This window comes from Methylobacterium aerolatum (genome assembly GCF_022179085.1).
GTDB classification, from domain to species: domain Bacteria; phylum Pseudomonadota; class Alphaproteobacteria; order Rhizobiales; family Beijerinckiaceae; genus Methylobacterium; species Methylobacterium aerolatum.
Genome location: NZ_BPQE01000011.1, coordinates 140,428 through 160,946, shown reverse-complemented (window position 1 = coordinate 160,946; position 20,519 = coordinate 140,428). Strand labels below are relative to the sequence as shown.

General features: G+C 70.9%; 23 protein-coding genes and 1 other RNA gene. 14 read left to right on the top strand and 10 right to left on the bottom strand.

Annotation, left to right across the window (positions count from 1 at the left end; genetic code table 11):
* Window positions 1-230: 230 nt before the first annotated feature.
* From MFF06_RS07615 to MFF06_RS07605, 3 genes are all read right to left on the bottom strand, one after another.
* Complete coding sequence (locus MFF06_RS07615) at window positions 231-725, bottom strand: dihydrofolate reductase (RefSeq protein WP_238202574.1); 495 nt, start codon at window positions 723-725, stop codon at window positions 231-233.
* A gap of 4 nt (window positions 726-729) precedes the next feature.
* The gene (locus MFF06_RS07610; protein WP_238202572.1) at window positions 730-1,524 is read right to left on the bottom strand and encodes a thymidylate synthase; all 795 of its coding nucleotides are present in this window, start codon (window positions 1,522-1,524) and stop codon (window positions 730-732) included.
* A gap of 67 nt (window positions 1,525-1,591) precedes the next feature.
* Window positions 1,592-2,422 (bottom strand): CPBP family intramembrane glutamic endopeptidase, encoded by an 831-nt coding sequence (locus MFF06_RS07605; RefSeq protein ID WP_238202570.1) that lies wholly within the window; start codon window positions 2,420-2,422, stop codon window positions 1,592-1,594.
* On the opposite strand from MFF06_RS07605, the gene ssrA reads away from it, so the two are divergent.
* Window positions 2,414-2,796: a transfer-messenger RNA gene (gene ssrA / locus MFF06_RS07600) on the top strand. The two genes, MFF06_RS07605 and ssrA, sit on opposite strands and share 9 nt — an antisense overlap.
* 63 nt (window positions 2,797-2,859) lie before the next feature.
* Window positions 2,860-3,489 (top strand): SspB family protein, encoded by a 630-nt coding sequence (locus MFF06_RS07595; RefSeq protein WP_238202568.1) that lies wholly within the window; start codon window positions 2,860-2,862, stop codon window positions 3,487-3,489.
* Window positions 3,490-3,651: 162 nt separating this feature from the next.
* Here MFF06_RS07595 and MFF06_RS07590 read toward each other — a convergent pair whose 3' ends face one another.
* Window positions 3,652-4,977: a cytochrome P450 gene (locus tag MFF06_RS07590; protein ID WP_283207256.1), complete on the bottom strand. Its 1,326-nt coding sequence runs from the start codon at window positions 4,975-4,977 to the stop codon at window positions 3,652-3,654.
* Between the two features lie 281 nt (window positions 4,978-5,258).
* Between MFF06_RS07590 and fumC the strand changes: the two genes are divergently transcribed.
* From fumC to MFF06_RS07560, 6 genes are all read left to right on the top strand, one after another.
* Window positions 5,259-6,668 (top strand): class II fumarate hydratase, encoded by a 1,410-nt coding sequence (gene fumC, locus MFF06_RS07585; RefSeq protein WP_238202565.1) that lies wholly within the window; start codon window positions 5,259-5,261, stop codon window positions 6,666-6,668.
* A 131-nt stretch (window positions 6,669-6,799) separates the two neighbouring features.
* On the top strand, window positions 6,800-6,997 hold the full coding sequence (locus MFF06_RS07580; protein ID WP_238202564.1) for a DUF4169 family protein: 198 nt from the start codon (window positions 6,800-6,802) through the stop codon (window positions 6,995-6,997).
* Between the two features lie 12 nt (window positions 6,998-7,009).
* Entirely contained in the window at window positions 7,010-7,237 is a 228-nt protein-coding gene (locus MFF06_RS07575; protein ID WP_283207252.1) for a ribbon-helix-helix domain-containing protein, read from the top strand.
* A 95-nt stretch (window positions 7,238-7,332) separates the two neighbouring features.
* Window positions 7,333-7,950 (top strand): ParB-like protein, encoded by a 618-nt coding sequence (locus MFF06_RS07570; RefSeq protein ID WP_238202562.1) that lies wholly within the window; start codon window positions 7,333-7,335, stop codon window positions 7,948-7,950.
* 94 nt (window positions 7,951-8,044) lie between these two features.
* Window positions 8,045-8,968, top strand: a complete 924-nt coding sequence (gene mepA / locus MFF06_RS07565) for a penicillin-insensitive murein endopeptidase (protein ID WP_238202560.1) — start codon at window positions 8,045-8,047, stop codon at window positions 8,966-8,968.
* Window positions 8,969-9,086: 118 nt separating this feature from the next.
* Window positions 9,087-9,959: an SDR family oxidoreductase gene (locus tag MFF06_RS07560; RefSeq protein ID WP_238202558.1), complete on the top strand. Its 873-nt coding sequence runs from the start codon at window positions 9,087-9,089 to the stop codon at window positions 9,957-9,959.
* 75 nt (window positions 9,960-10,034) lie between these two features.
* Here MFF06_RS07560 and MFF06_RS07555 read toward each other — a convergent pair whose 3' ends face one another.
* Window positions 10,035-10,814 (bottom strand): Crp/Fnr family transcriptional regulator, encoded by a 780-nt coding sequence (locus MFF06_RS07555; RefSeq protein WP_238202555.1) that lies wholly within the window; start codon window positions 10,812-10,814, stop codon window positions 10,035-10,037.
* Window positions 10,815-11,084: 270 nt separating this feature from the next.
* Between MFF06_RS07555 and dgcN the strand changes: the two genes are divergently transcribed.
* Genes dgcN through MFF06_RS07540 form a run of 3 tightly spaced genes read left to right on the top strand, consistent with a single transcriptional unit; the run spans window position 11,085 to window position 13,707 of the window.
* Window positions 11,085-12,098, top strand: coding sequence for an N-acetyltransferase DgcN (gene dgcN, locus MFF06_RS07550; RefSeq protein WP_238202553.1), 1,014 nt, complete (start codon window positions 11,085-11,087; stop codon window positions 12,096-12,098).
* 14 nt (window positions 12,099-12,112) lie between these two features.
* Window positions 12,113-13,096, top strand: a complete 984-nt coding sequence (gene dgcA, locus MFF06_RS07545; RefSeq protein WP_238202551.1) for an N-acetyl-D-Glu racemase DgcA — start codon at window positions 12,113-12,115, stop codon at window positions 13,094-13,096.
* Window positions 13,087-13,707, top strand: a complete 621-nt coding sequence (locus MFF06_RS07540) for an outer membrane protein (RefSeq protein ID WP_238202550.1) — start codon at window positions 13,087-13,089, stop codon at window positions 13,705-13,707. Before dgcA ends, MFF06_RS07540 begins: the two co-directional genes overlap by 10 nt.
* A 60-nt stretch (window positions 13,708-13,767) precedes the next feature.
* Here MFF06_RS07540 and MFF06_RS07535 read toward each other — a convergent pair whose 3' ends face one another.
* The 3 genes from MFF06_RS07535 to MFF06_RS07525 are packed head-to-tail and all read right to left on the bottom strand — an operon-like array spanning window position 13,768 to window position 16,797.
* A complete protein-coding gene (locus MFF06_RS07535; protein WP_238202548.1) occupies window positions 13,768-14,115 on the bottom strand; it encodes a DUF1491 family protein in 348 nt (115 codons plus the stop codon).
* 52 nt (window positions 14,116-14,167) lie between these two features.
* Complete coding sequence (locus MFF06_RS07530) at window positions 14,168-14,872, bottom strand: peptidoglycan-binding domain-containing protein (RefSeq protein ID WP_238202547.1); 705 nt, start codon at window positions 14,870-14,872, stop codon at window positions 14,168-14,170.
* 23 nt (window positions 14,873-14,895) lie between these two features.
* The gene (locus MFF06_RS07525; protein ID WP_238202545.1) at window positions 14,896-16,797 is read right to left on the bottom strand and encodes a sensor histidine kinase; all 1,902 of its coding nucleotides are present in this window, start codon (window positions 16,795-16,797) and stop codon (window positions 14,896-14,898) included.
* Between the two features lie 293 nt (window positions 16,798-17,090).
* On the opposite strand from MFF06_RS07525, the gene MFF06_RS07520 reads away from it, so the two are divergent.
* Window positions 17,091-17,411: a hypothetical protein gene (locus tag MFF06_RS07520; protein WP_238202544.1), complete on the top strand. Its 321-nt coding sequence runs from the start codon at window positions 17,091-17,093 to the stop codon at window positions 17,409-17,411.
* A gap of 29 nt (window positions 17,412-17,440) precedes the next feature.
* On the opposite strand, the gene MFF06_RS07515 is transcribed toward MFF06_RS07520, so the two are convergent.
* On the bottom strand, window positions 17,441-18,538 hold the full coding sequence (locus tag MFF06_RS07515) for a hypothetical protein (RefSeq protein ID WP_306421654.1): 1,098 nt from the start codon (window positions 18,536-18,538) through the stop codon (window positions 17,441-17,443).
* A 170-nt stretch (window positions 18,539-18,708) separates the two neighbouring features.
* A complete protein-coding gene (locus tag MFF06_RS07510) occupies window positions 18,709-19,173 on the bottom strand; it encodes a GNAT family N-acetyltransferase (RefSeq protein ID WP_238202540.1) in 465 nt (154 codons plus the stop codon).
* Window positions 19,174-19,276: 103 nt separating this feature from the next.
* Between MFF06_RS07510 and MFF06_RS07505 the strand changes: the two genes are divergently transcribed.
* On the top strand, window positions 19,277-19,444 hold the full coding sequence (locus MFF06_RS07505; protein ID WP_238202538.1) for a hypothetical protein: 168 nt from the start codon (window positions 19,277-19,279) through the stop codon (window positions 19,442-19,444).
* 63 nt (window positions 19,445-19,507) lie between these two features.
* Window positions 19,508-19,801, top strand: a complete 294-nt coding sequence (locus MFF06_RS07500; RefSeq protein ID WP_238202537.1) for a hypothetical protein — start codon at window positions 19,508-19,510, stop codon at window positions 19,799-19,801.
* The last annotated feature ends 718 nt before the right edge of the window (window positions 19,802-20,519 follow it).

Below are 20,519 nucleotides of genomic sequence, written 5' to 3'. Positions count from 1 at the left end.
CCGTCGTCTCCTGACCTGCCGTCCGGGCGTGCCCGAACGGGCGTCCCGGTTCCCCTGCCGAACGGTCGCGCGCGCCGGTTCAATCCCACCGCTCGCCGAAACCGCCATCGAATTCCGCGTGTGCGACGTCCTTCGCCGGTCCAGCCTCGGCACCTGCGGGCCGACCCCCCTCGCTGTCAAGGCTGGGAGGTGGGGCCGGGAGCCCCCGAGCGCAACCGCGACGGGCCGCCTCAGCGTAGGCGCTCCAAGTCAACGAATGCGTAGGGATAATCGTCGCGCGGGCCGGCCGGATGGGCCTCGCGCAGGACCTCGCGGAAGGCGCCCCGATCGAAGGAGGGGAAGCGCACGTCCCCCTCCGGCTCGGCCTCGACCTCGGTGAGATGGATGCGGTCGGCGAGCGGCAGCGCGAGGGCATAGATCTCGGCCCCACCGACCACCATCAGGCGGTCGCCCGTGGCGAGGGCGCGGGCGGCATCGAGATCGTGGACGGTCTCCGCCCCCTCGGCGCGGAAGGCGCGGTCGCGGGTGAGGACGAGGCTGCGCCTACCCGGCAGCGGGCGCCCGATGGAGTCCCAGGTCTTGCGGCCCATCAGAAGGGTGGTGCCCATGGTGAGCGCCTTGAAGCGCTTCAGGTCCCCGGAGATGTGCCACGCGAGCCCGTTGTCCCGGCCGATGACGCCGTTGCGCGCGACCGCGACGACGAGGGCGATGTCCGGCGCCGCCATGCGCTCAGACCGCCACGGGAGCGGAGATGGCCGGGTGCGGATCGTACCCCTCCACCGCGATGTCGTCGTACCGGAAGGCGAAGAGGTCGCGCACCGCCGGGTTTAGCCGCAGGTGCGGCAGCGGCCGGGGTGTGCGCTCCAGCAGGGTCCGGGTCTGGGCGAGGTGGTTGCGGTAGAGGTGCACGTCCCCGAAGCTGTGCACGAAGTCCCCCGGGGCGAGGCCGGAGACCTGCGCGACCATTTGCGTCAGCAGGGCGTAGCTGGCGATGTTGAACGGGACGCCGAGGAAGGCGTCGGCCGAGCGCTGGTACAGCTGGCAGGAGAGCCGCCCCTCCGCCACATAGAACTGGAAGAGGCAGTGGCAGGGCGCGAGCGCCATCCTGTCCAGATCGGCCGGGTTCCAGGCGGACACCACGAGCCGGCGCGAATCGGGGTTGCGGGCGATCTCGTCGAGCACCCACCGGATCTGATCGACGGTGCCGCCGCCGGGCTTCTCCCAGGAGCGCCACTGGCGCCCGTAGACGGGGCCGAGTTCTCCGTCCGCATCCGCCCATTCGTCCCAGATCGTCACGCCGTTCTCGCGCAGGTATCCGACGTTGGTGTCTCCCGCGAGAAACCACAGCAGTTCGTGGACGATGGAGCGCAGGTGCAGCCGCTTCGTCGTCACGAGGGGGAACCCCTCGCTCAGGTCGAACCGCATCTGGTGGCCGAAGACCGACAGGGTCCCGGTGCCGGTGCGATCCTCCTTGGCCACCCCCTCATCGAGGATCCGGCGGAGCAGGTTTTGGTATGCGTCCATTCCCTGAGCCTGCGGGAACGGGCTGCCGGGGGCAACCCCGCGCGGCGCCTGTCCACCGCCGGGGGCGTCAATGCGGCCAGAGGAGGTAAACGACCAGCGCGAGGTTGGACCACCCGTGGAGGGCGATGCACGGCCAAAGCCGCCCGGTCTTCCACCGCAGCAGGCCGAGGGCGACGGCGAGCGGGAGGAGGGAGACCGGCCGCGCGAGGCCGAAGGACGAGACGTGGGCCGCCGCGAAGACGACGGCCGTCACCGCCACCGCCCAGGCCGGGCCGAGGGCGCCCCTCGCCCGGTGATACATCTCGCCGCGCACGAGGAGTTCCTCGGCCAGCGGTGCCATCACGGTGAGGTAGATGAGCCACGCGATCACCGCCGTCCGGTCCATGAAGGGGGACAGCCTCATGCCCTTCCCGAAGCTCGCCCCGAACAGGTCCGCCGTGCCCGTGACCCAGGCGATGTGCAGGATCGGCCAGAACAGTAGGATCGTCAGAAGCAGGACGGGCCGCAGTCCGTTCGGCTTCTCCCGGTCGAGGGCGAGGCGGCGTCGCCAGCCCTTCGGCTCACGCCGTCGCGCCCACGCGATGACGAAGGCGGCGAGCAGGATCTGGCGCAGGGCATCGACCGCGAAGGCCCGGTGCGCCAGCTGAACCGGGCCCACGAAGGGCCGCCGGGCGGTCGGCAGGAACGGATCGATCCCGTACCAGAGGTCGAAACCCACCCGGACCACGACGATCGAGGCGACGCTCGCCGCCCCCAGGCAGGCCAGGCCGACCCACAGCATCCCGGCCAGTTGCAGCCACGCCCGGCCGCCCGCTCGAGGGCGCGATGGTGCGTCCGGCGCCACACTCTCCGGCTCACCCGAAAGCTCGGGCACGGTTAGCGCGTGATCGGGCTTCAAAACCGGGGCGATCCCCTCTATATTCCCCTTGCCGGTCGCAAGACCGGCTATGGCGATAAACGTTCTTCGAAATAAACCTATCGGACCCGGGGGCGGTACCCGGCGCCTCCACCCAAGCCCAGGACCGATGGCCGCAAGGCCGCGGACCACCCGACTGGGCTTCGGCGGGGGCGAAATAGGATCGACGAGGGCGTAAAGGTAGAGCTTTCGCTCGGCATGGTTCCGCCGTTATCGGGCCTTTGCAATAGTTGCCAACGACAACTTTGCTCCGGTGGCGGTGGCCGCGTAAGCGGTCCCCAATACCGACCTAAAGTCCTAGCGGGTAGCACCGCATAGGCGGGGTTCGGAGGCACCTGGCAACAGAAGCCTCCACTTTTGAATTTCATGGTCCCCGGCCCAACCCGGGTGGCGGACGGGTCGGGCAAAGCGAACGCAGAATGGCAGACGATCTGATTCGCTACGACCTCCTCGTGCAGGACGCCCTGCGCGGCGTTGTCCGCAAGGTGCTCACGGACGCCGCCCAGAACGGCTTGATGGGCGAGCACCACTTCTATGTCTCGTTCCGCACCGAGGCGCCGGGCGTGCGAATCTCGCAGGCGCTGCGCGAAAAGTACCCGCAGGACATGACCATCGTCCTGCAGCACCAATTCTGGGACCTGAACGTTACCGAGCACGCCTTCGAGGTCGGCCTCTCCTTCTCCGGTGTGCCGGAGCGGTTGCTGGTGCCCTTCGATGCTCTCTCCGGCTTCTTCGACCCCTCCGTGCAGTTCGGCCTGAAGTTCGACCTGGGTGACGGGGCGAACGAGGTTGGCGAACCGGATTTGGCGGCCGCCAAGAACGGCCCCCGCGGCGCGGGCTCCGAACCGGGCGAGGTCAAGCCGAAGACCGGCACCGGTCTCGCGACGATCGGCGGCAACACCGTCCCGACCGTGCTGCCGGCGCCCGCCGCCCAGGGCAAGGCGGACGGGAAGGGCGACGACAAGGCCGCCCGCCCCGCCGCCAAGAAGGATGGCGAAGAGGGCAGCGCCGAGGTCGTCAGCCTGGACGCGTTCCGCAAGAAGAGCTGACGGGACCGGCGGCGCGGACACCCCGTCGTCCGCGCGCATGCGGGGACGCGGTCCCGGAGAGCGGTCTACCGAAGGGCGTTGCGCCGGCCTCGGATTGCGTCCCGTCGCCCGCGGTGACGGGCAGGCGTCTTCCCGCCCGCATCAACCGCACGACGGCCGCACTCACCCCCTCGCCGTCGCATCCATGCGCAGCCCGTGTTCGGGCCGCAGGGTCACGCGGTGGAGCGGCATCACCGGCGGATGGTCCTCCGGCAGACGGAGGCGCACGGCGCGGACGATGTGGGCGAGGAGAATGGTCGCCTCCTGCACCGAGAAGCTCAGCCCGATGCACACCCGCGGACCGGCGCCGAAGGGCAGGTAGGTGAAGCGGGCGATGCGGTCGCGGTTCTCCGGCAGGAAGCGCTCGGGCATGAAGGCGTCGGGCTCGTCCCAGAGCAGGCGGTGCCGGTGCAGCACCCACGGGGCGATCAGCACCAGGGAGTTCCGGGGCACCTTGATCCGGCCGAATCGGTCCTCCCGGATCGCCTGGCGGCTGAGGAACGGGACCGGCGGGAACAGCCTCATCCCCTCCTCGACCACCGCGCGGGTGTAGGGCAGCGCGTCGGGTGTGAAATCCCCATCCCCGGCCGCATCGACCTCGGCCTCCACACGGCTCTGCGCGGCCCCGTCGCCGGAGAGGCAGTACAGCGCCCAGGTCAGGGCGTTCGCCGTGGTCTCGTGACCGGCGGCGATGAAGGTGACGATGTTGGCCCGCACCGCGAGATCCGAGAGGCCGTTGCCGGTCTCGGGATCCTGGGCCGCGATGAGGAGGGTCAGGAGATCCTGCGGGGCCTCGCCTTCCTGCATCAGCGCCCGGCGCCGGGTAATCAGGTCGTCCACCATCTCCGCGAAGAACCGGCCGGCGGGGCGGGCGCGCAACCGTCCGATGCGCGGCACGAAATCGGGCAGGCCGAACACGTCGAGGGGATCGATCGGTCCGACAGCCTCCAGGAAGCGGGTGATCGCGCGCCCGAGGGCGTCGGGATCGCCGGGCAACCCTTGCGTGAAGATCGTCCGCTCCAGCACGTCGAGGGTGGCCCGCGTCATCTCCAACGCCACATCGACCCGCACCCCGTCCCGCCGCCTCAGCCGCCGGGCGAGGCGCGCGCCGGCGGCATTCATCGCCGCCTCGAAGCTGCGGACGGTGCGCACGGAGAAGATCGGCGCGAGGGTGCGCCGCTGCAGGCGCCACTCGTCGCCCTCGGCGCTGAGGAGTCCGTTGCCGAGGCCCGGGGCGAGCACCCGGCGCTGGAGGTCGTCCTTGCGATAGGCGTCGGCCTTGTCGATCAGCACCTGGCGGATCAGGGAGGGCTCGCTCACCACGGTGATCCGCCCCATCGCCCCCTCTGCCGCCACGACGGGGAGGCGGAAATGGGCATCGGTCCAGGTGGTGATCGGGTTGCGGCGGGCGGCGCGCAGGAATTCGAACAGGCCGAGGGGCTGCGTCAGGGGCGGCGGAACAGGCGGCCGGAAGCGCTCCGCGACCGCGCCATCCTCCGGCTCCGGTGCAGCGTTCCCGGGTGCGCGAGTGCCCGATGATCGTGTCTGGGGGGCCGTCTGGGAGAGGGTCAGGCTCGTCGCTCCACAAGTCCGGTGGGTTTCGGCCCCGAGGGGCCATGAATGCCGTGGACAGAGCGGCCCGGATGTCGGGCGGCGCGGACCATGCGGCATCGCGCTCGCGCCGCATCCCCGTTAAGTAGGCACCGCACCGCACCAACGTAGAGGCCACGATGTCGCCCACCGAAACCGCGACCCGCACCGAATCGGACACCTTCGGCCCGATCGAGGTCCCGGCCCATCGCTACTGGGGTGCGCAGACGCAGCGCTCGATCCAGAACTTCAAGATCGGCACCGAGCACATGCCGGCGCCGCTGGTCCATGCGCTCGGCCTCGTGAAGCAGGCGGCGGCCCTCGTGAACAAGGATCTCGGCGTCCTCGAGCCGCAACTCGCCGATGCCATTGCCGCCGCCGCGTCCACCGTGGTGAAAGGCGAGCACGACGACGAGTTTCCCCTGGTGGTCTGGCAGACCGGTTCGGGCACCCAGTCCAACATGAACGCCAACGAGGTGATCGCGAGCCTCGCCAACGAGTCGCTCGGCGGCCAGCGGGGCGGCAAGAGCCCGATCCACCCCAACGACCACTGCAACCGGGGCCAGTCCTCCAACGACACCTTCCCCACCGCGATGCACATCGCCGTGGCGCGGGAGATCGACGGGCGGCTGATGCCGGCGCTGACGCACCTGCACTCGGCGCTGGATGCGAAGGCGAAGTCCTTCGAGGGCATCGTGAAGATCGGCCGCACCCACCTGCAGGACGCGACGCCGGTCTCCCTCGGCCAGGAATTTTCGGGCTACGCCGCCCAGGTGGCGCTCGGCGGCGCCCGCGTCGCCGCGACCCTGCCGGGCGTTCTCGCCCTGGCGCAGGGCGGCACGGCGGTGGGCACCGGTCTCAACGCCCACCCCGAATTCGCCGATCGCTTTGCCGCGAAGGTCGCGGAGCTGACCGGCCTGCCCTTCACCTCGGCGCAGAACAAATTCGAGGCGCTGGCCACCCACGACGCCCTGGTGTTCACGCAAGGCGCGCTCTCGGCGCTCGCCGCCGGCCTGTTCAAGATCGCCCAGGACATCCGGCTCCTCGGCTCGGGCCCGCGCTCGGGCCTCGGGGAGCTGTCCCTGCCGGAGAACGAGCCGGGCTCGTCGATCATGCCGGGCAAGGTCAACCCGACCCAGTGCGAGGCGCTGACCATGGTCTGCGCCCAAGTGATCGGCAACGGCACCACGGTGAGCTTCGCCGGCAGCCAAGGCAACTTCGAGCTCAACGTGTTCAAGCCGGTGATCGCCAACGCGGTGCTGCAATCGGTGCGGCTCCTCGCCGACGCGGCGGTGAGCTTCACCGACAACTGCGTCGTCGGCATCAAGGCCAACGAGGACAAGATCGCCGACCTGATGAGCCGCTCGCTCATGCTGGTGACGGCGCTGGCGCCCTCCATCGGCTACGACAAGGCGGCCACCATCGCCAAGACGGCGCACAAGAACGGCACGACCCTGAAGGAGGAGGCCCTTCGCCTCGGCTACGTCACCGAGGAGGAGTTCGAGCGCGTGGTGCGGCCGGAGACGATGCTGGCGCCGAGCGCGGAGTGACCGTCACCATCGTCGCGCGCGTGGGCGAAGCAAGCCGGGGATGCGCTCGGGTCGGACGCGGCCCGCTACCCTGGATTGCTTCGCTCCGCTCGCGATGGCGGGTAAGACACGCAGGAATGGAGGCGTGAGCGATGGGCGAGATCGTCAACCTGCGGCAGGTTCGCAAGGCCCGCGCCCGTGCGGAGGCCGAGACGAAGGCGGAGGAGAACCGCATCGCCTTCGGCCGCCCCAAGAAGGCGAAGACCCTCCAGCAGAAGCGCAAGGCGCTGGAGGAGACCCGCCATGAGGGCCATCGCCTGGAGCGGCCGGAGGACGGGGCCGGGGACTGAGGCGGCCGTCCCGTGGGCGGCATCGTCAAGCGCTCGGTGATGATCGCCGGGCATCGGACCAGCGTGTCGCTGGAGGATGCGTTCTGGCGGGCGCTCACCGATCTCGCCACGGCGGAGGGCCGCTCGGTGCAAGCGGTGGTGGGCGCCATCGACGCCGGACGGGGCGAGAGCAACCTGTCTTCCGCGATCCGCCTCTTCGTCCTCGACGCCGCGCGGCGGGGCCACCTCGGCAAATCGTGATCGTACAATCACAGGGGCTTTCCGGGCCGTGCGTGGCCTCCGATGGTGTCATGACCTAAGTCGCGGTCTCTCGACGCACCCGGAGAGGACGACCGATGGCCAACCGCGAACCGTTGCTGAAGTCGGTCCCGATCGCGGAGCTGCGCCCGACACAGATGACGGTAGGCCTGCGGGAGGTGCAGGAGAAGCGCCGCCGCTGGCGGGACTACGATCCCGAGAAGAAGCGCGCTTTCCTCGGCGCCCACATGATCCCGACCCTGCTCGGGCCGAAGAAGCACCACTACCTCATCGACCACCACCACCTGTCCCGCGCCCTGTTGGAAGAGGGAGTGGAGACCGTGCTGGTGACGGTGGTCGCGGACCTGCACAAGCTCGACAAGGACGCCTTCTGGACGGTGTGCGACCACAAGTCCTGGGTTCACCCCTACGACCACGACGGGGAGCGGCAGGATTTCGACGACATTCCGAAGGCGATCGCGGACCTGAAGGACGATCCGTTCCGCAGCCTCGCGGGCGAGCTGCGCCGGGCGGGCGGCTTCGCCAAGGACACGACGCCGTTCAGCGAGTTCCTCTGGGCCGACTTCCTGCGCCGGAACATCAAGGGGAAGCGCATTGAGGACGATTTCTCCGCCGCGATGGAGAAGGCGCTGGCGCTCGCGAAATCCAAGGATGCGGGATACCTGCCGGGCTGGTGCGGCCCCTCGAAGGGGTGAGGCCGGGTCCCGGAGCCGTCGTGCGGGGCCCGCCTGAAAATCGCCGCTCTCACCGGCCACGCTCCGGGCCCTGCCCTTTCGGACCCACGCCCGCATGACGCTCTCGCGCCTCGCCTGCCTCACGGCCCTCGCCGCGCTCGCCCTGCCGGGTGCGGCGTCAGCCCAGGACAGGGGAAGCGTCAACCCGAAACCGCTGCCGCCGCTCGAGAATCCCGACGCGCCCTCGACGCCGGCCAAGGCCCTCTTCGGCCGCGTGACCCGCGCCTCGTCCGGCCCGGCGCACATCTACGGCTTCTATGCCAAGGGCTGTTTCTCCGGCGGCGAGGCCCTGCCCCTCGACGGCCCGCATTGGCAGGTGATGCGGCCCTCACGCAACCGGATGTGGGGCACGCCCCAGCTCGTCGATTTCATCGAGCGCCTGTCCGAGAATGCGACGCGGGTGGGATGGCCCGGCCTGCTCGTCGGCGACATGGCCCAGCCCCGGGGCGGGCCGATGATCACGGGCCATGCCTCCCACCAGATCGGCATCGACGCCGACGTCTGGCTCACCCCGATGCCGGATCACCGGATGAGCCGGGCCGAGCGCGAGGAGACCTCCGCCACCGATATGGTCCGCCCGGACCGCCTCGACATCGACCCCGGCGTCTGGACACCCCAGCACCTTCAGCTCATCAAGCTCACCGCCGAGCAGCCCGAGGTGGAGCGCATCTTCGTCAACGCGGCGATCAAGAAGGCCCTGTGCCGGGAATCCGGCGGCGGTGGCCGCTGGCTGTCGAAGGTGCGCCCGATGTACGGGCACAACTATCACTACCATATCCGCCTAAGCTGCCCCGCCGGGCAGTCGGAGTGCCAATCGCAGGACCCGCCGCCCACCGGCGACGGTTGCGACGACCTGAGCTACTGGTTCTCGGACAAGGTGCTCCATCCGAAGCCCCCGAAGGTCGCGCCCAAGCCCAAGCCGCCGATGACCATGGCGGCCCTTCCCTCCGCCTGCCGGGCGGTGCTGAAGGCCCCGTAGCGGCGAGGCCGCGCGCGCTCCGCCGCCCTCGCGTCGGATCGCCACGGCGTGGCGGGCACCCGGGAACGCTCGATCCGAACACAGGTTGTGCGGGCATTCCCGTCAGCACGGACCTCCGATGACCGATCCGCTCCACAAGTATCCGCGCCCGCCCTTCGACGCCCAGCCGCAGAGCTTCCCCGGAAAGACCGGCAAGATGAGCCCCGATCCCGACCACGGGGAGGAGAGCTACAAGGGCTCCGGCAAGCTGAGCGGACAGGCGGCGCTGATCACCGGCGGCGATTCGGGCATCGGCCGGGCCGTGGCCATCGCCTATGCCCGCGAGGGCGCGGACGTCGCCATCTCGTACCTGCCCGATGAGCAGGCGGATGCGGAGGCCGTGGCCCAGTGGGTCGAGAAGGCGGGCCGCCGCGCCCTCCTTCTCCCCGGCGACCTGAAGCAATCTGCCTATGCCCGCGATAGCGTCGCCAAGACCGTCGAGACCTTCGGCCGCCTCGACGTCGTTGTGAACAACGGCGCGTTCCAGCAGCCGGCCAAAACCCTGGAGGAAATCGAGGACCAGATCTTCGAGGACCATTTCCGCACGAACGTGTTCGGATCGTTCTACGTGACGAAGGCGGCGTTGCCGCACCTGAAGCCCGGCGCCTCGGTGATCTTCACCTCCTCGGTGAACTCGAAGCACCCGATGCCGACGCTGCTCTCCTACAGCGCCACGAAGGGAGCACTGAGCAACATGGTGCTTAGCCTCTCCCAGTTGCTGGCCGAGAAGGGCATCCGGGTGAACGGCGTCCTGCCGGGACCGATCTGGACGCCGTTCATCCCCGCCGGCATGAGCGATGAGGCCGTGAAGACCTTCGGCAGCCAAGTGCCCTTCGGGCGCCCCGGCCAGCCGGCGGAACTCGCCTCGGCCTACGTGATGCTGGCCTCCGAGGAGAGCAGCTACACCTCCGGTGCGCTCATCACCGTCGCGGGCGCGATGCCGGTGTTCTGAGCAGACCCTGAACGGGTCCGGCGCGCGGACCGGCCCCCTCGCCGAACCGGCGACGGGGGCCTCGGCCCGTCGGCATCAGGGCAGACGGTCGGCCACGCCCGGTCGGTCGGGCCCCGAGGGCAGCGCGTGGCGGGAGGCCATGCGGCTCGCTCCCAGGTGAAGGTAGAGCGGATCGAACTTCGCGAGCTGGCACAGGCTCGCGGAGTCGAGGACCGTGAGGCGGCGGCCCTTCAGGGTCAGCAGGCTGGCCCCGCGGAGATCCTGCAGGGTCCGGTTGATGTGAACCGTCGTCTGCCCGAGGGCGTCGGCGAGGTCGGGTTGCGTCAGGGGCATCGGGCAACTGGTCTCGTCCGCAAGGGACACCGCCCTTAGCCGGGCATGCAACTCGCAGAACAGGTGGGCGAGGCGCTCCGCGCCGGAGCGTCGCCCGAGGCTCACCGTCCATTCCCGCTGGATCGCCGCGCCGGCGAGCGCCTCCCGGTGGAAGGCCAGGGAGAGGGTGGGGCTGCGCGCCATGATCTCGGCCATCGCCGAGCCGCCGATCCGCGCGACGCTCACCTGCGTGAGCGCGCCGATGGCATGATCCCGCCGGTCGAGGAGCGGAATGTGCGGATCGCAGCAATCGCCGGGGAGCAGCAGCGAGATGATCTGGCGGCGGCCGTCCTCGAACTGCCGGTACCGGCAGGCCCACCCGCTGAGGATGACGTTCACCGTCCGGGGGATCTCGCCCTCCTCGACGATATCGACCCGGGCCTCGACAAGCCGCGGCGGCTCAAGGACGTCGGCGATCAGACCTTCGTCCATTGCCGAGAGCCGGACGAAGTTGTTCAATTTCCGCGTGAGGGGGGTATCCATTCGGGTCCGCAGACAAGCCGGGGGGATCTTCATCGCCTATCCTCGGCCCCCATCCCCACCACTACACAGGTTAGGTTTTACTGGTACGCAGGCCATGTCTTGCCGATTTTGCCCGCCCTGCGCTCGGCGAACGACCGCCCCCCTCCGACGCCGCCCGGGAATGCGGTGGGCAACGGTTCCCGGGCGGTTCGGTGACCGGGACCGGGCCGGCCCGTGCCTTGCGAAGCGTGGCCTGCCGCGCGTAGATCGGCGAGAACGAGAGACCCGCCGATGCAGATCGCCACGCCCTATCTGATGTTCCTCGGCGACGTGCCGGATGCGCTGGCGGCCAAGACGGCCTACGGCATCAAGGACTGGCGGCCCGACTGGTGCATCGGCCAGATGCGCTTGCCGGGCTGCAATGCCGACCTCGGCATCCCCGACATGACCCTCGAAGAGGGTTTGGCCAAGGGCTGCCGCACCCTCGTCGTGGGCGTGGTCAACGCGGGCGGCGTCCTGCCGGACCATTGGATCGCGGAGATCGTGGCGGCGTTGGAGGCGGGCTACGACGTGGCGAGCGGCCTCCACGTGCGCCTCGGCGCCGTCCCCGCCATCGCCGAGGCCGCCGAGCGGCGCGGCCGCCAGCTTCACGACGTCCGGCACACCACCGAGACCTTCCCGACCGGCAAGGGCACGCGCCGTCCCGGCCGTCGCCTGCTGACGGTGGGGACCGACTGCTCGGTGGGCAAGAAGTACACGGTGCTGGCGCTGGAGAAGGGGATGCGCGAGCGCGGCCTCGACGCGGACTTCCGCGCCACCGGGCAGACCGGCGTGTTCATCTCGGGCCGCGGCGTCGCCATCGACGCGGTGGTGGCCGACTTCATCTCCGGCGCCGTCGAGACGGTGTCGCCCGCCGCCGCGCCGGACCACTGGGACCTGATCGAGGGACAGGGCTCGCTCTACCACCCGTCCTTCGCGGGCGTGAGCCTCGGGCTCCTGCACGGCGCCCAGGCCGACGCCTTCGTTGTCTGCCATGAGCCGACCCGCACCACCATGCGCGGCGTGCAACACCCGCTCCCGACCATCCGGCAGGTCATCGACCTCACGGTCCAGCTCGGGCGCCTGACGAACCCCGACATCCGCCCCGTCGGCATCGCCGTGAACACGCAGGCCCTCGGCGAGGACGAGGCGCGACGCCTCCTCGAAGGGCTTGCCGCCGAGTACGGCCTGCCCGCCACGGACCCGGTGCGCTTCGGCGTGGCGAGCCTCGTGGACCGGATCGTCGCCGACTTCCCGGCCACCTGAGATCGGGTCCCGCCATGCCCCGCGCCCTTTCCCTCACCGTGGAGCGCTTCCCGATCGCGGGTGCCTTCACGATCTCCCGGGGCAGCCGCACCGAGATCGCCGTCGTCGTCGCGACGATCCGGGACGGCGACGTGGTGGGCCGGGGCGAGTGCGTGCCCTACGCGCGCTACGGCGAGAGCATCGAGAGCGTCAGCGACCTCATCGAGGCCCAGTCCTGGGCCGTGGCGGCGGGGACCACCCGCGCCGAGTTGCGGGAGCGGATGCCGGCCGGCGCCGCGCGCAACGCCCTCGATTGCGCCCTGTTCGACCTCGAAGCCAAGGCGCAGGGGCGCCGCGCCTGGGAGGTCGCCGGGCTCCCCGCCCCCCGGCCCGCCACGACGGCCTACACGCTGAGCCTCGGCACGCCGGAGAGCATGGGCGAGGCGGCCCGCGCCGCCGCCGCGCGCCCGCTCCTGAAGGTGAAGCTCGGCGGCGACGGCGACCCCGAGCGGATCGCGGCGGTGCGCCAGGGCGCGCCGGACGCGCGGCTCATCGTCGATGCCAACGAGGCGTGGCGGCCCGACAACCTCGAAGCCAACCTCGCCGCCTGCCTCGCGGCGGGGGTGGCGCTCATCGAGCAGCCGCTCCCGGCGGGGGAGGATTCCCTCCTCGGGCAGATCACCCATCCCGTGCCGATCTGCGCCGACGAAAGCCTCCATGACCGGGCGGGCCTCGACAGGCTCGCCGGGCTCTACGAGGCGATCAACATCAAGCTCGACAAGACGGGCGGCCTCACCGAGGCGGTGATGCTCGCCCACGAGGCGCGGGCCAGGGGCCTGACGGTGATGATCGGCTGCATGCTCGGCACGTCGCTGGGCATGGCACCCGCCACCCTGCTGATGCACCATGCCGAGTTCGTGGACCTCGACGGTCCGCTTCTGCTCGCCCGCGACCGGGAGCCGCCGCTCCGCTACGAGGGCAGCACGATCTTTCCACCGGAGCCGGAGCTATGGGGTTGATCGTCTTCGCCCCGCGCGTCGTTCGCGCGGCCATCCTCGGCGTGCCCCTGCTGGCGGCGGCACCCGCCGCGGCGCAGGTCTTCCCCTTTTCCGTGGGGTTCGGCCCCCTGCCCTCCTTCGCATGGCCCCGCGAGGTCGAGGATGGCCAGGGCCGCTGGGCCGGATCCTACGCCCGGCTCTCGACCGGGTTCGAGGCGGTCTCCTCGAAGCGGTTCGGCGGCTATGCGGGGCCGACCATCGGATTCGAGGGCGGCCGCCTGTGGCAGGACGGCAATCTCGTCTACGGGTTCTCGGGTGCGATCGACGCGCTGATCCCCGCCTCGGGCGGGGGGATCCCCGGCTACAACCGGCTCTCCTATTCCCGCGACGTGGCCGCCGCCTTCGACGCAAAGGTCGGAACCCTGCTGACGCCCAACGTGCTGCTCTACGGCAAGGTCGGCGCCTACGCGGTCCACGAGACCCTGCGGGCCGGCCCGACGGCCACCTCGCTGCCCTTCTCGCAGGATCAGGTGGCGCTGCGCCCCGATGCCCGCGTCGGCGTCGAATGGGCCCTCACCGACCGGACGACCCTGTCTCTGGAGGCGGGCGTCGTCGGGAACCGGTTGCGGTAGCCCGGTCGCATCCCAAAGCGTCATTGCGGACGCAGCGAGGACGCCCCCCGCCGCTCCAGATCATTCCTTGGCCACATCCAGGCCGTGGCGCCCCTCGCGGTCGTCGATCTCGACGATCCAGAGGTCGGAATCGAAGCGGATTTCGCGGGCGAGCTTCTCCTCCACGTCGAGGGGCGTGGCGCCCGTGAGAAGGGCGGTGAAGCGCCGCTCGCCGAGATCCTCCGCCTCCGCCATGAGGGATTGCGGTGCCGGACCGTAGAGGTCGGCGGAGCCGTCGAGGCGGTCGATCTTCACGAAGATCGCCCCCGCCTCGGCCGCGCCCCGCCGCCGCAGGACGGCCGGGATGGCGCCGTCGTTCAGGCGGCGTAGATGGGCGGAAACCCAGAAATCGGAGCGCAGGCGCGGCATGTCCGTCACCTCGGTGATGGTCCCGCGCCCCGGAGGGAGGGCGCGGCCCTTGCTACCCCTTGGCCGCCCCGCTTTCCAGCGCCCGCAGGGTCCGCCCCGACGCCTCGCCGGTGACCGGCAGCTTGTGGTCGCGCTCGAACTTCTCGATGGCCGCCTTGGTCGCGGGCCCCATGGCGCCGTCGGCCTTCACCTTGCTGTAGCCGAGCTTGGCTAGGGCGCGCTGGGCGCGCAGGACGGCGGCATCCCCCGCGGGCGCGGCCTCGGCCTTTGCGGGGGCGGCGGGCTTCGCCTTCGGGTTGACCGAGGCGGTGGTGTCCTCGGCGCGGATCAACTCGGCGATCGGGTCGCGGGGCGTGGGCTTCGGCGCGGGAGCGGGCTTTGCCGCCTCCGCCTGGACGTCGCGCGGCGCCTCGGCCGACGCGGGGTTCTCGGCGGCGACGGGTGCGGCCGGAATGGCCTTGGCGGGCGCCCGGGCGGCCACTTTCGGCAGGATCGGCGCGGGATGGCGGCCCTGCTGGTACCCCAGGGCGTTCACGCAGATGAAACCGGCCGTGCCGAGGGCCACCACCGCCCCGAAGATCGCGCCCGGCCGCTCGCGGCACAGGCTCAGACCCCGGGACGCGCCGTGCGCCAGCAGCGGCATCACCACCGCCTTCCATCCTCCGCCCGAGATCGGCGCGGGACGCCGTCCCTTCACCGCCGGACGCCGGACGCGGCCATCGCCCCCGCCCACCGTGATCTCGCGATACCCTGCCATTGATCCTCCTTCCGGGACTGTGATCACCCGGCGCGCCGATACGGCGCGGATGCCGTGAGATCGGATGCGGCGACCGTGCCGGCCAGGGGCTCGGGGTCGAAGAGGCCGAGCGGCAGGCTCACCACCTTCGGCCGCTTCGGCGCGGCGCCGCGGATTGCCGTCGAGATCGGCGCCGGGCCGCCCGGCGCGTCTTCGGTACGGCCGGCGTAGGGCAGCGTCACGGTGACGACGGTGCCGAGGCCGGGGGCGCTCTCGATCCGGATCGCTCCGCCGTGCAGGCCGACGAGGCCCTGCACCACCGACAGGCCGAGGCCGGTGCCCTCGTGGCTGCGGGCGTAGCCGCCGCCACCCGCCTGGAAGAACGGGGTGCCGAGGCGCGGGAGATCCTCCGCGGAGATGCCCATGCCGGTATCGGTGACGGCGATGTCGAGCCCGTCCACCTCTTGCGAGAGGGCGACCGTCACGGTCCCCCCGGCGGCGGTGTACTTCAGGGCGTTCGAGATGAGGTTGATGAGCACTTGGCGGCAGGCACGGGGATCGGCCAGGATCTCCGCCGGCGCGGCAGCCTTCGCCCGCAGGGAGACCTGCCCCTGGCTCGCCTTGAGCGCCATGAGGTGGCAGCAGGACTGCACCAGCTCGGCGGCGTCCATCGCCTCCGGCTTGTAGTCGAAGTTGCCGCTCTGGATGCGGCTGATGTCGAGGAGCGTGTTCACCACGTCGAGGAGGTGGTGGCCCGACTGGTGGATCAGCCCGGCATATTCCCGCTGCTGGATGGCGCCGAGATGCACGCCGCCCTCCCCTGCCAGCACCTCGGAGAACCCAATGATGGCGTTGAGCGGCGTGCGCAGTTCGTGCGTGACGTTGGCGAGGAAGCGCCCCTTCACCGCGTCGGCGCGCTCGGCCACCAGCCGCGCCTCCTCCAACTCCTGCTTGTGGAGGTGGTGCTCGGTCATGTCGCGGGTCACGGCAACCACGCTCATGCCGTCGGTGGCGCCCTCGTCGCCGATCCGGTGGGCGCGCATCTCCACATGGATCAGGTGCGCCCCGTCGCTGCGGCGGGCGGCCGGATCGACGTGGAGGCGCAGGGCAACGGTGGCGGCACGCCCCGTGACCGCCACGGTGCTGATGGTGCTGAGGTAGGCGGGCCGGTCGGCCACGTGCACCCGCTGCAGCAGGCCGTGGGCCCTGAGGCTCGTGGCCTCGACGCCGACCAGCTTGGTCGAGGCGGCCGACGCCTCCACGACCCGGCCGTTGCTGTCGTGCCAGGTCACGAGGTCGTCGATGGCCGAGAGCAGCATCCGATCCCGCGCCTCGTTGCTGCGCAGGCGATCCCGCCATGCGCCCTCGTTGCGCAGGTGTTCCAGAGCCTGGGCGGCGACGTGGCCCAAGGCGGTGAGGGCGAAGACGGGCAAGGCGAGGTTGATCGGCAGGGCGATCACCGGGTCGGCGCCGAACCACAGGCTCGACAGCATCACGGTTCCGACACCCAGCGCCGCGAGGAAGGTCGCGGCCACGGTGGCGCGCCACGACCCCGAGACCAGGGCCTCCAGGGGGACGACGGCGAGCCAGACGGCGGCGGGCGAGGCCGGGCCACCGGTCATCGTCGCGAGGCACACGACGAGGCCGGTGAGCCCCGCCGAGGACACCGCGTGGGCGACCCAGAGCGAGCCGGTGCGCGACAGGATCACCGCCGCGAGCACCGGGAGCAGGAGGCTCGCCACGGCGGCGACCTCGATGGCGGAGGGAACGCCGCGCCACAGGAGATAGGGCGGGAGGGCGGCCATGGTGACGAGCCCCGTCGCCAGCCGCGAAACGAGGAAGCGCTCCTGGCGCTGCCGCATCGCCATGTCGTCGCTTGCCGAGCGATGCACGAGCCCGGCCAGACGCTCGTCGAACAGGTTTGTCAGGACTTTATTAATGGTCAAGACTCACACGCGCGGCGCAGTTTGCTTGTCAGGCAACCCTGTCGCCTCCGGTTCGACTTCGAACGACTTTCAGACGGTCTCAGAGCGCCCTTAAACGAGTGTTGCGTGGAGGCCGCGACCACTCGGGATGCTTTCCGCGAAGTAACCAGCCACCCGGCGAGATCGCGTTCACCATCGCGCCGGAAACCCGGGCACGGTTGACGGCTGCTTCACCCGATCCGCCGGATTGTCCCGAACGACCGGGCGCCTCGCCGCGCCCGCACCGTCCGGTGCGATCCCGAGAGGGGCGAGTGATGCTGTTTCTGTTGCGGGTCATGCTTGTCGTGGGCGGGCTGTCCTACCTCGCCCTGATGCGCGGCGGGGCCGACCCGGCGGCCGAGGCCCACAAGATCGCCGCCGCCGTGCCCCGCGCCGCCCTGCCGGCTGCCCTGCCGGCTGCCTTGGCGGCGGTGCCGCCCGAGACCCGCGAGCGGGTGGTGCGGGATGTCCTGGCCAAGGGCCTAATGGCGGAGCTGAGCCGCCGGGCCGGCGAGCCGGATCCGGCTCCCACCTCCGGGGACACGCTGCTGGCCGAGGATCGCGCGCCCGCGTGGCGCGGCGTGGAGCGGCGCTGAGGCGCCGAGACTTTTCGCGGCGACGGCGATCAGCCGCCCTCGCGCAGGGAGCGGATCGTGCGCGAGGGGGCCGGGGCGCGCTGCGCCGCGATCCGCTCGATGCCGGGGCGGGGCTTCGCCTCCGGCCCGTGATAGGGGACGTGCTCGCCGACCCGCTCCGGCAGGATCACGTCGAGGATCGCGCTGAGCAGATCGCGGGCGGCCGCCCGGCTCACGGCGCGAAAGAGGCCGACGAGGGCCGTGACCCGCTGCGTCGAGCGCGCCACCCCCTGATTGAGGGTGAGGAAGACGAAGACGGCCTCCTCCTCCTGCAGGCCCGCCGCCCGCATGGCGAGGGCGAGAAGATCGTAGCGCGCATCGGGTTCGGCGACGGTCGCGACGAAATCCGGCCGCAGGCCGAGGGCCGCCGACAGGGTCTGGATGAAGGCCGGGACGTTCCGCTTGCTCGACAGCGTCGCCAGGGTTGTACCGAGGCCGCGCGGCGCGGGCGGACACGGCCGGAGGGCGGCCGTCGCCTCGATCGCCCCTGCGATCACTTCCCGCCGGGCCGGGTCCGCGTGGAGGTAGAGGGGCGCGAGATCGGCGGCCGCAAGATCGGGCCGGGCGAGGAGCGCGCGGGCGAGTTCTCCGGAATGCCGGGCCCGGTCCGTCAGCCGCCGCAGGGGTGCGCCGCCGAGGGCGATGTCGAGGTTCTTCGCGAGGCTCAGATCGACCTCGGGCCGCCCGTCGCGGGAAAGATCCTCCAGCGCCTCGCGCTGCAGGGCGGGGAGCGAGGCGAGGATGCCGGTGAGTGTCTCGGGCACCATGGCCAGATCGGGCTGCGGCTCCTCCGCCGGGGTCGAGGCCGCCCGCTCGGCGAAGGCCCGGTTGCCGGCGAGCACGGCCGCCCGCACGGCGCCGCCGCGGGCCAGCAGGGCATCGAGGATGGCCGTCGGGGTTTCGCTGTGGGAACTGAGCTTTTCCGCGACGATCCGTGCCGTGTCCTCATCGACGGTGGGGATGAGGCCGCAGGCCAGGGAGGCGAAGGTCTCCCGCGCCGCCCGGTCGCGGTGGGGAGCCCGCAGGAACAGGTCGGTCTGCACGCGCAGGACGACAGGCTTGAGATCAAGCTGTTCGATCCTCGACAATTCGAGGAGCCCGGACAGATCCGGAAGAGTGTCTGTCGGTGGCATGAGGGGCCGGTTTACGCACAAGTACCGTTAGCCGAACCTAACCGCAGCGGCGTGAATCGACCTTTAAGCCCGGCGAAGCCCCACCTGCACCAGGGCGGGATTCCCTGTGGATGATTCGCGGGCGATCAATCGCCTGCCCCGGCCCGGCGCAGAAGCGGGCGGGCCAGGAAGGCGCCCTCCGGCACGAAGCCCGTGGCGGCGGCGAAGGCGGCCACGTCCAGCGGCGCGCCGGCGACGGGAAGAAGCAGGCGGTCGCAGCCGATCAGGCGGGCCGAGCGGGCGGCTGCCTTCACGAGCAGGCGCCCGATGCCCCTGCGCCGGGCATCGGGCACGACACCCAGGGTGGCGAGCAGCCCCGCCGGGTGGGCGGCGGCGAGATCGGCCACGCCCTGCAGGACGACGACGCCGCTGGGCGGTCCCCATTCCATGGCGACGAGCACCGTGCCCCCGAGCCGCGCGACCGCCTCCAGCCGGGCGGCGATGTCCTGCGGCCTCGCCGGAAGGCCGCTCATCTGCTCCAGCCATGCGGCGAGGCCGGGCGCATCGACAGTGGAGGCGGCGCGGATTTCCAGACCGTAGCGTTGGCCCATCGCGGCCCCTCTCCTGACACGATGCGCCCCTTCGCACGGCACTTCGGAACAGGTTGCCCCTTCCGGATTTGACCGCCCACGCACCGGACGGGGAGATGGTTGCATGGCGGGCGCATCGAAAGGCCGGACGCCGCACGAGTCCGGCGAGACGAAACCCTCCGACGACGAAGACGATGGCCCCCAGGATCGTTCCGGGGAGACCCTTGAGGACAAGAAGCGGCGGGACCAGCAGGTGGGGGACGTCGCCGACGACCTCGCCGATTTCGCCTGAGCACAGCCCGACGCTGCCGGACGGCGCCCCGTGATCCTACTTCACCCTTGGAGGACATCCGTCATGTCGAAGTCGATGAAGGCCGCCCCGACACTCACCCTTGCCGCCCTCGCCCTCGCGGCGATGCTGTCGCCGGCCGCAGCCCAGCCGGCCCCGCCCGAGGCCGTGCGCGCGGGCGAGGCTCCCGCCATCGTCAACCGTAACAACACGGGCGGCGAAGCGAACGTCGTGGTGCCGCGTGGAGCGACCGGCGCCGACACCTTCACCTCGAACTCGTCGGCCGGCGGCAATGCCAGCCGACCCGAACTCGCCGTTCCGAACGGCAGCACGGGCGGCGGCACGGGCGGGACGCGCTGACGGCTCGCGGGACACCGCTGTCGCAGCAATAAGCCTTGGATTACCGCCCCCCGTGGTCTTGGCGCGTGACGGCGAAAGATTTCCGGGGGCCGAGTTCGGAGTGTCCGGGAGGAACGACATCTTTTCCCCAGGCACCACCTTATTTGGGATCCTGGCCGGGAAAGTCGTTTCTCCCTTCGTCATTGCGAGCGTGAGCGGAGCAATCCAGGGATGCGCCACGGGCGGAAACGGCCCGCTGCCCTGGTTTGATTCGCTCACGCTCGCAATGACGGAGAGGGCTTCATCGGCCGCCAGGACCTTTCCGGCCAGGCACCGAGGTGCCGACGCACTTCGACGATCCCGAACACAGGATGCTCGCTAGATACGTCCTCCGCGGCGGCCATGCGCCACCCTTCAGAAGCTGGAAATGGCGGCAGCAAGCGGCTTTTCGGTCGGGCCGTGTGATGCCCCGCTCCCCGGCTTCGATCCGCTTCCTTCGCAGAGACGAAGCGGCGGCGATCCGAACCTGATCGGACCTGCTGACATCGAAAAAAAGCGCGAGCCGCGGGTCTGGTCCGCGGCTCGCGTCTTTTCCCATAGGCCGGGACAACCCTGCACCGTCTCCAAAAGCAACCGACGATGCGGCCTTCTGGTCGGCGACGTTTCCCCGGCGGGTCCAGCGGGCGCGTCGAGCAGCCCGCCGTCGTTTGATGAAAGACCTGTCGTGGTGCGCCGGCCC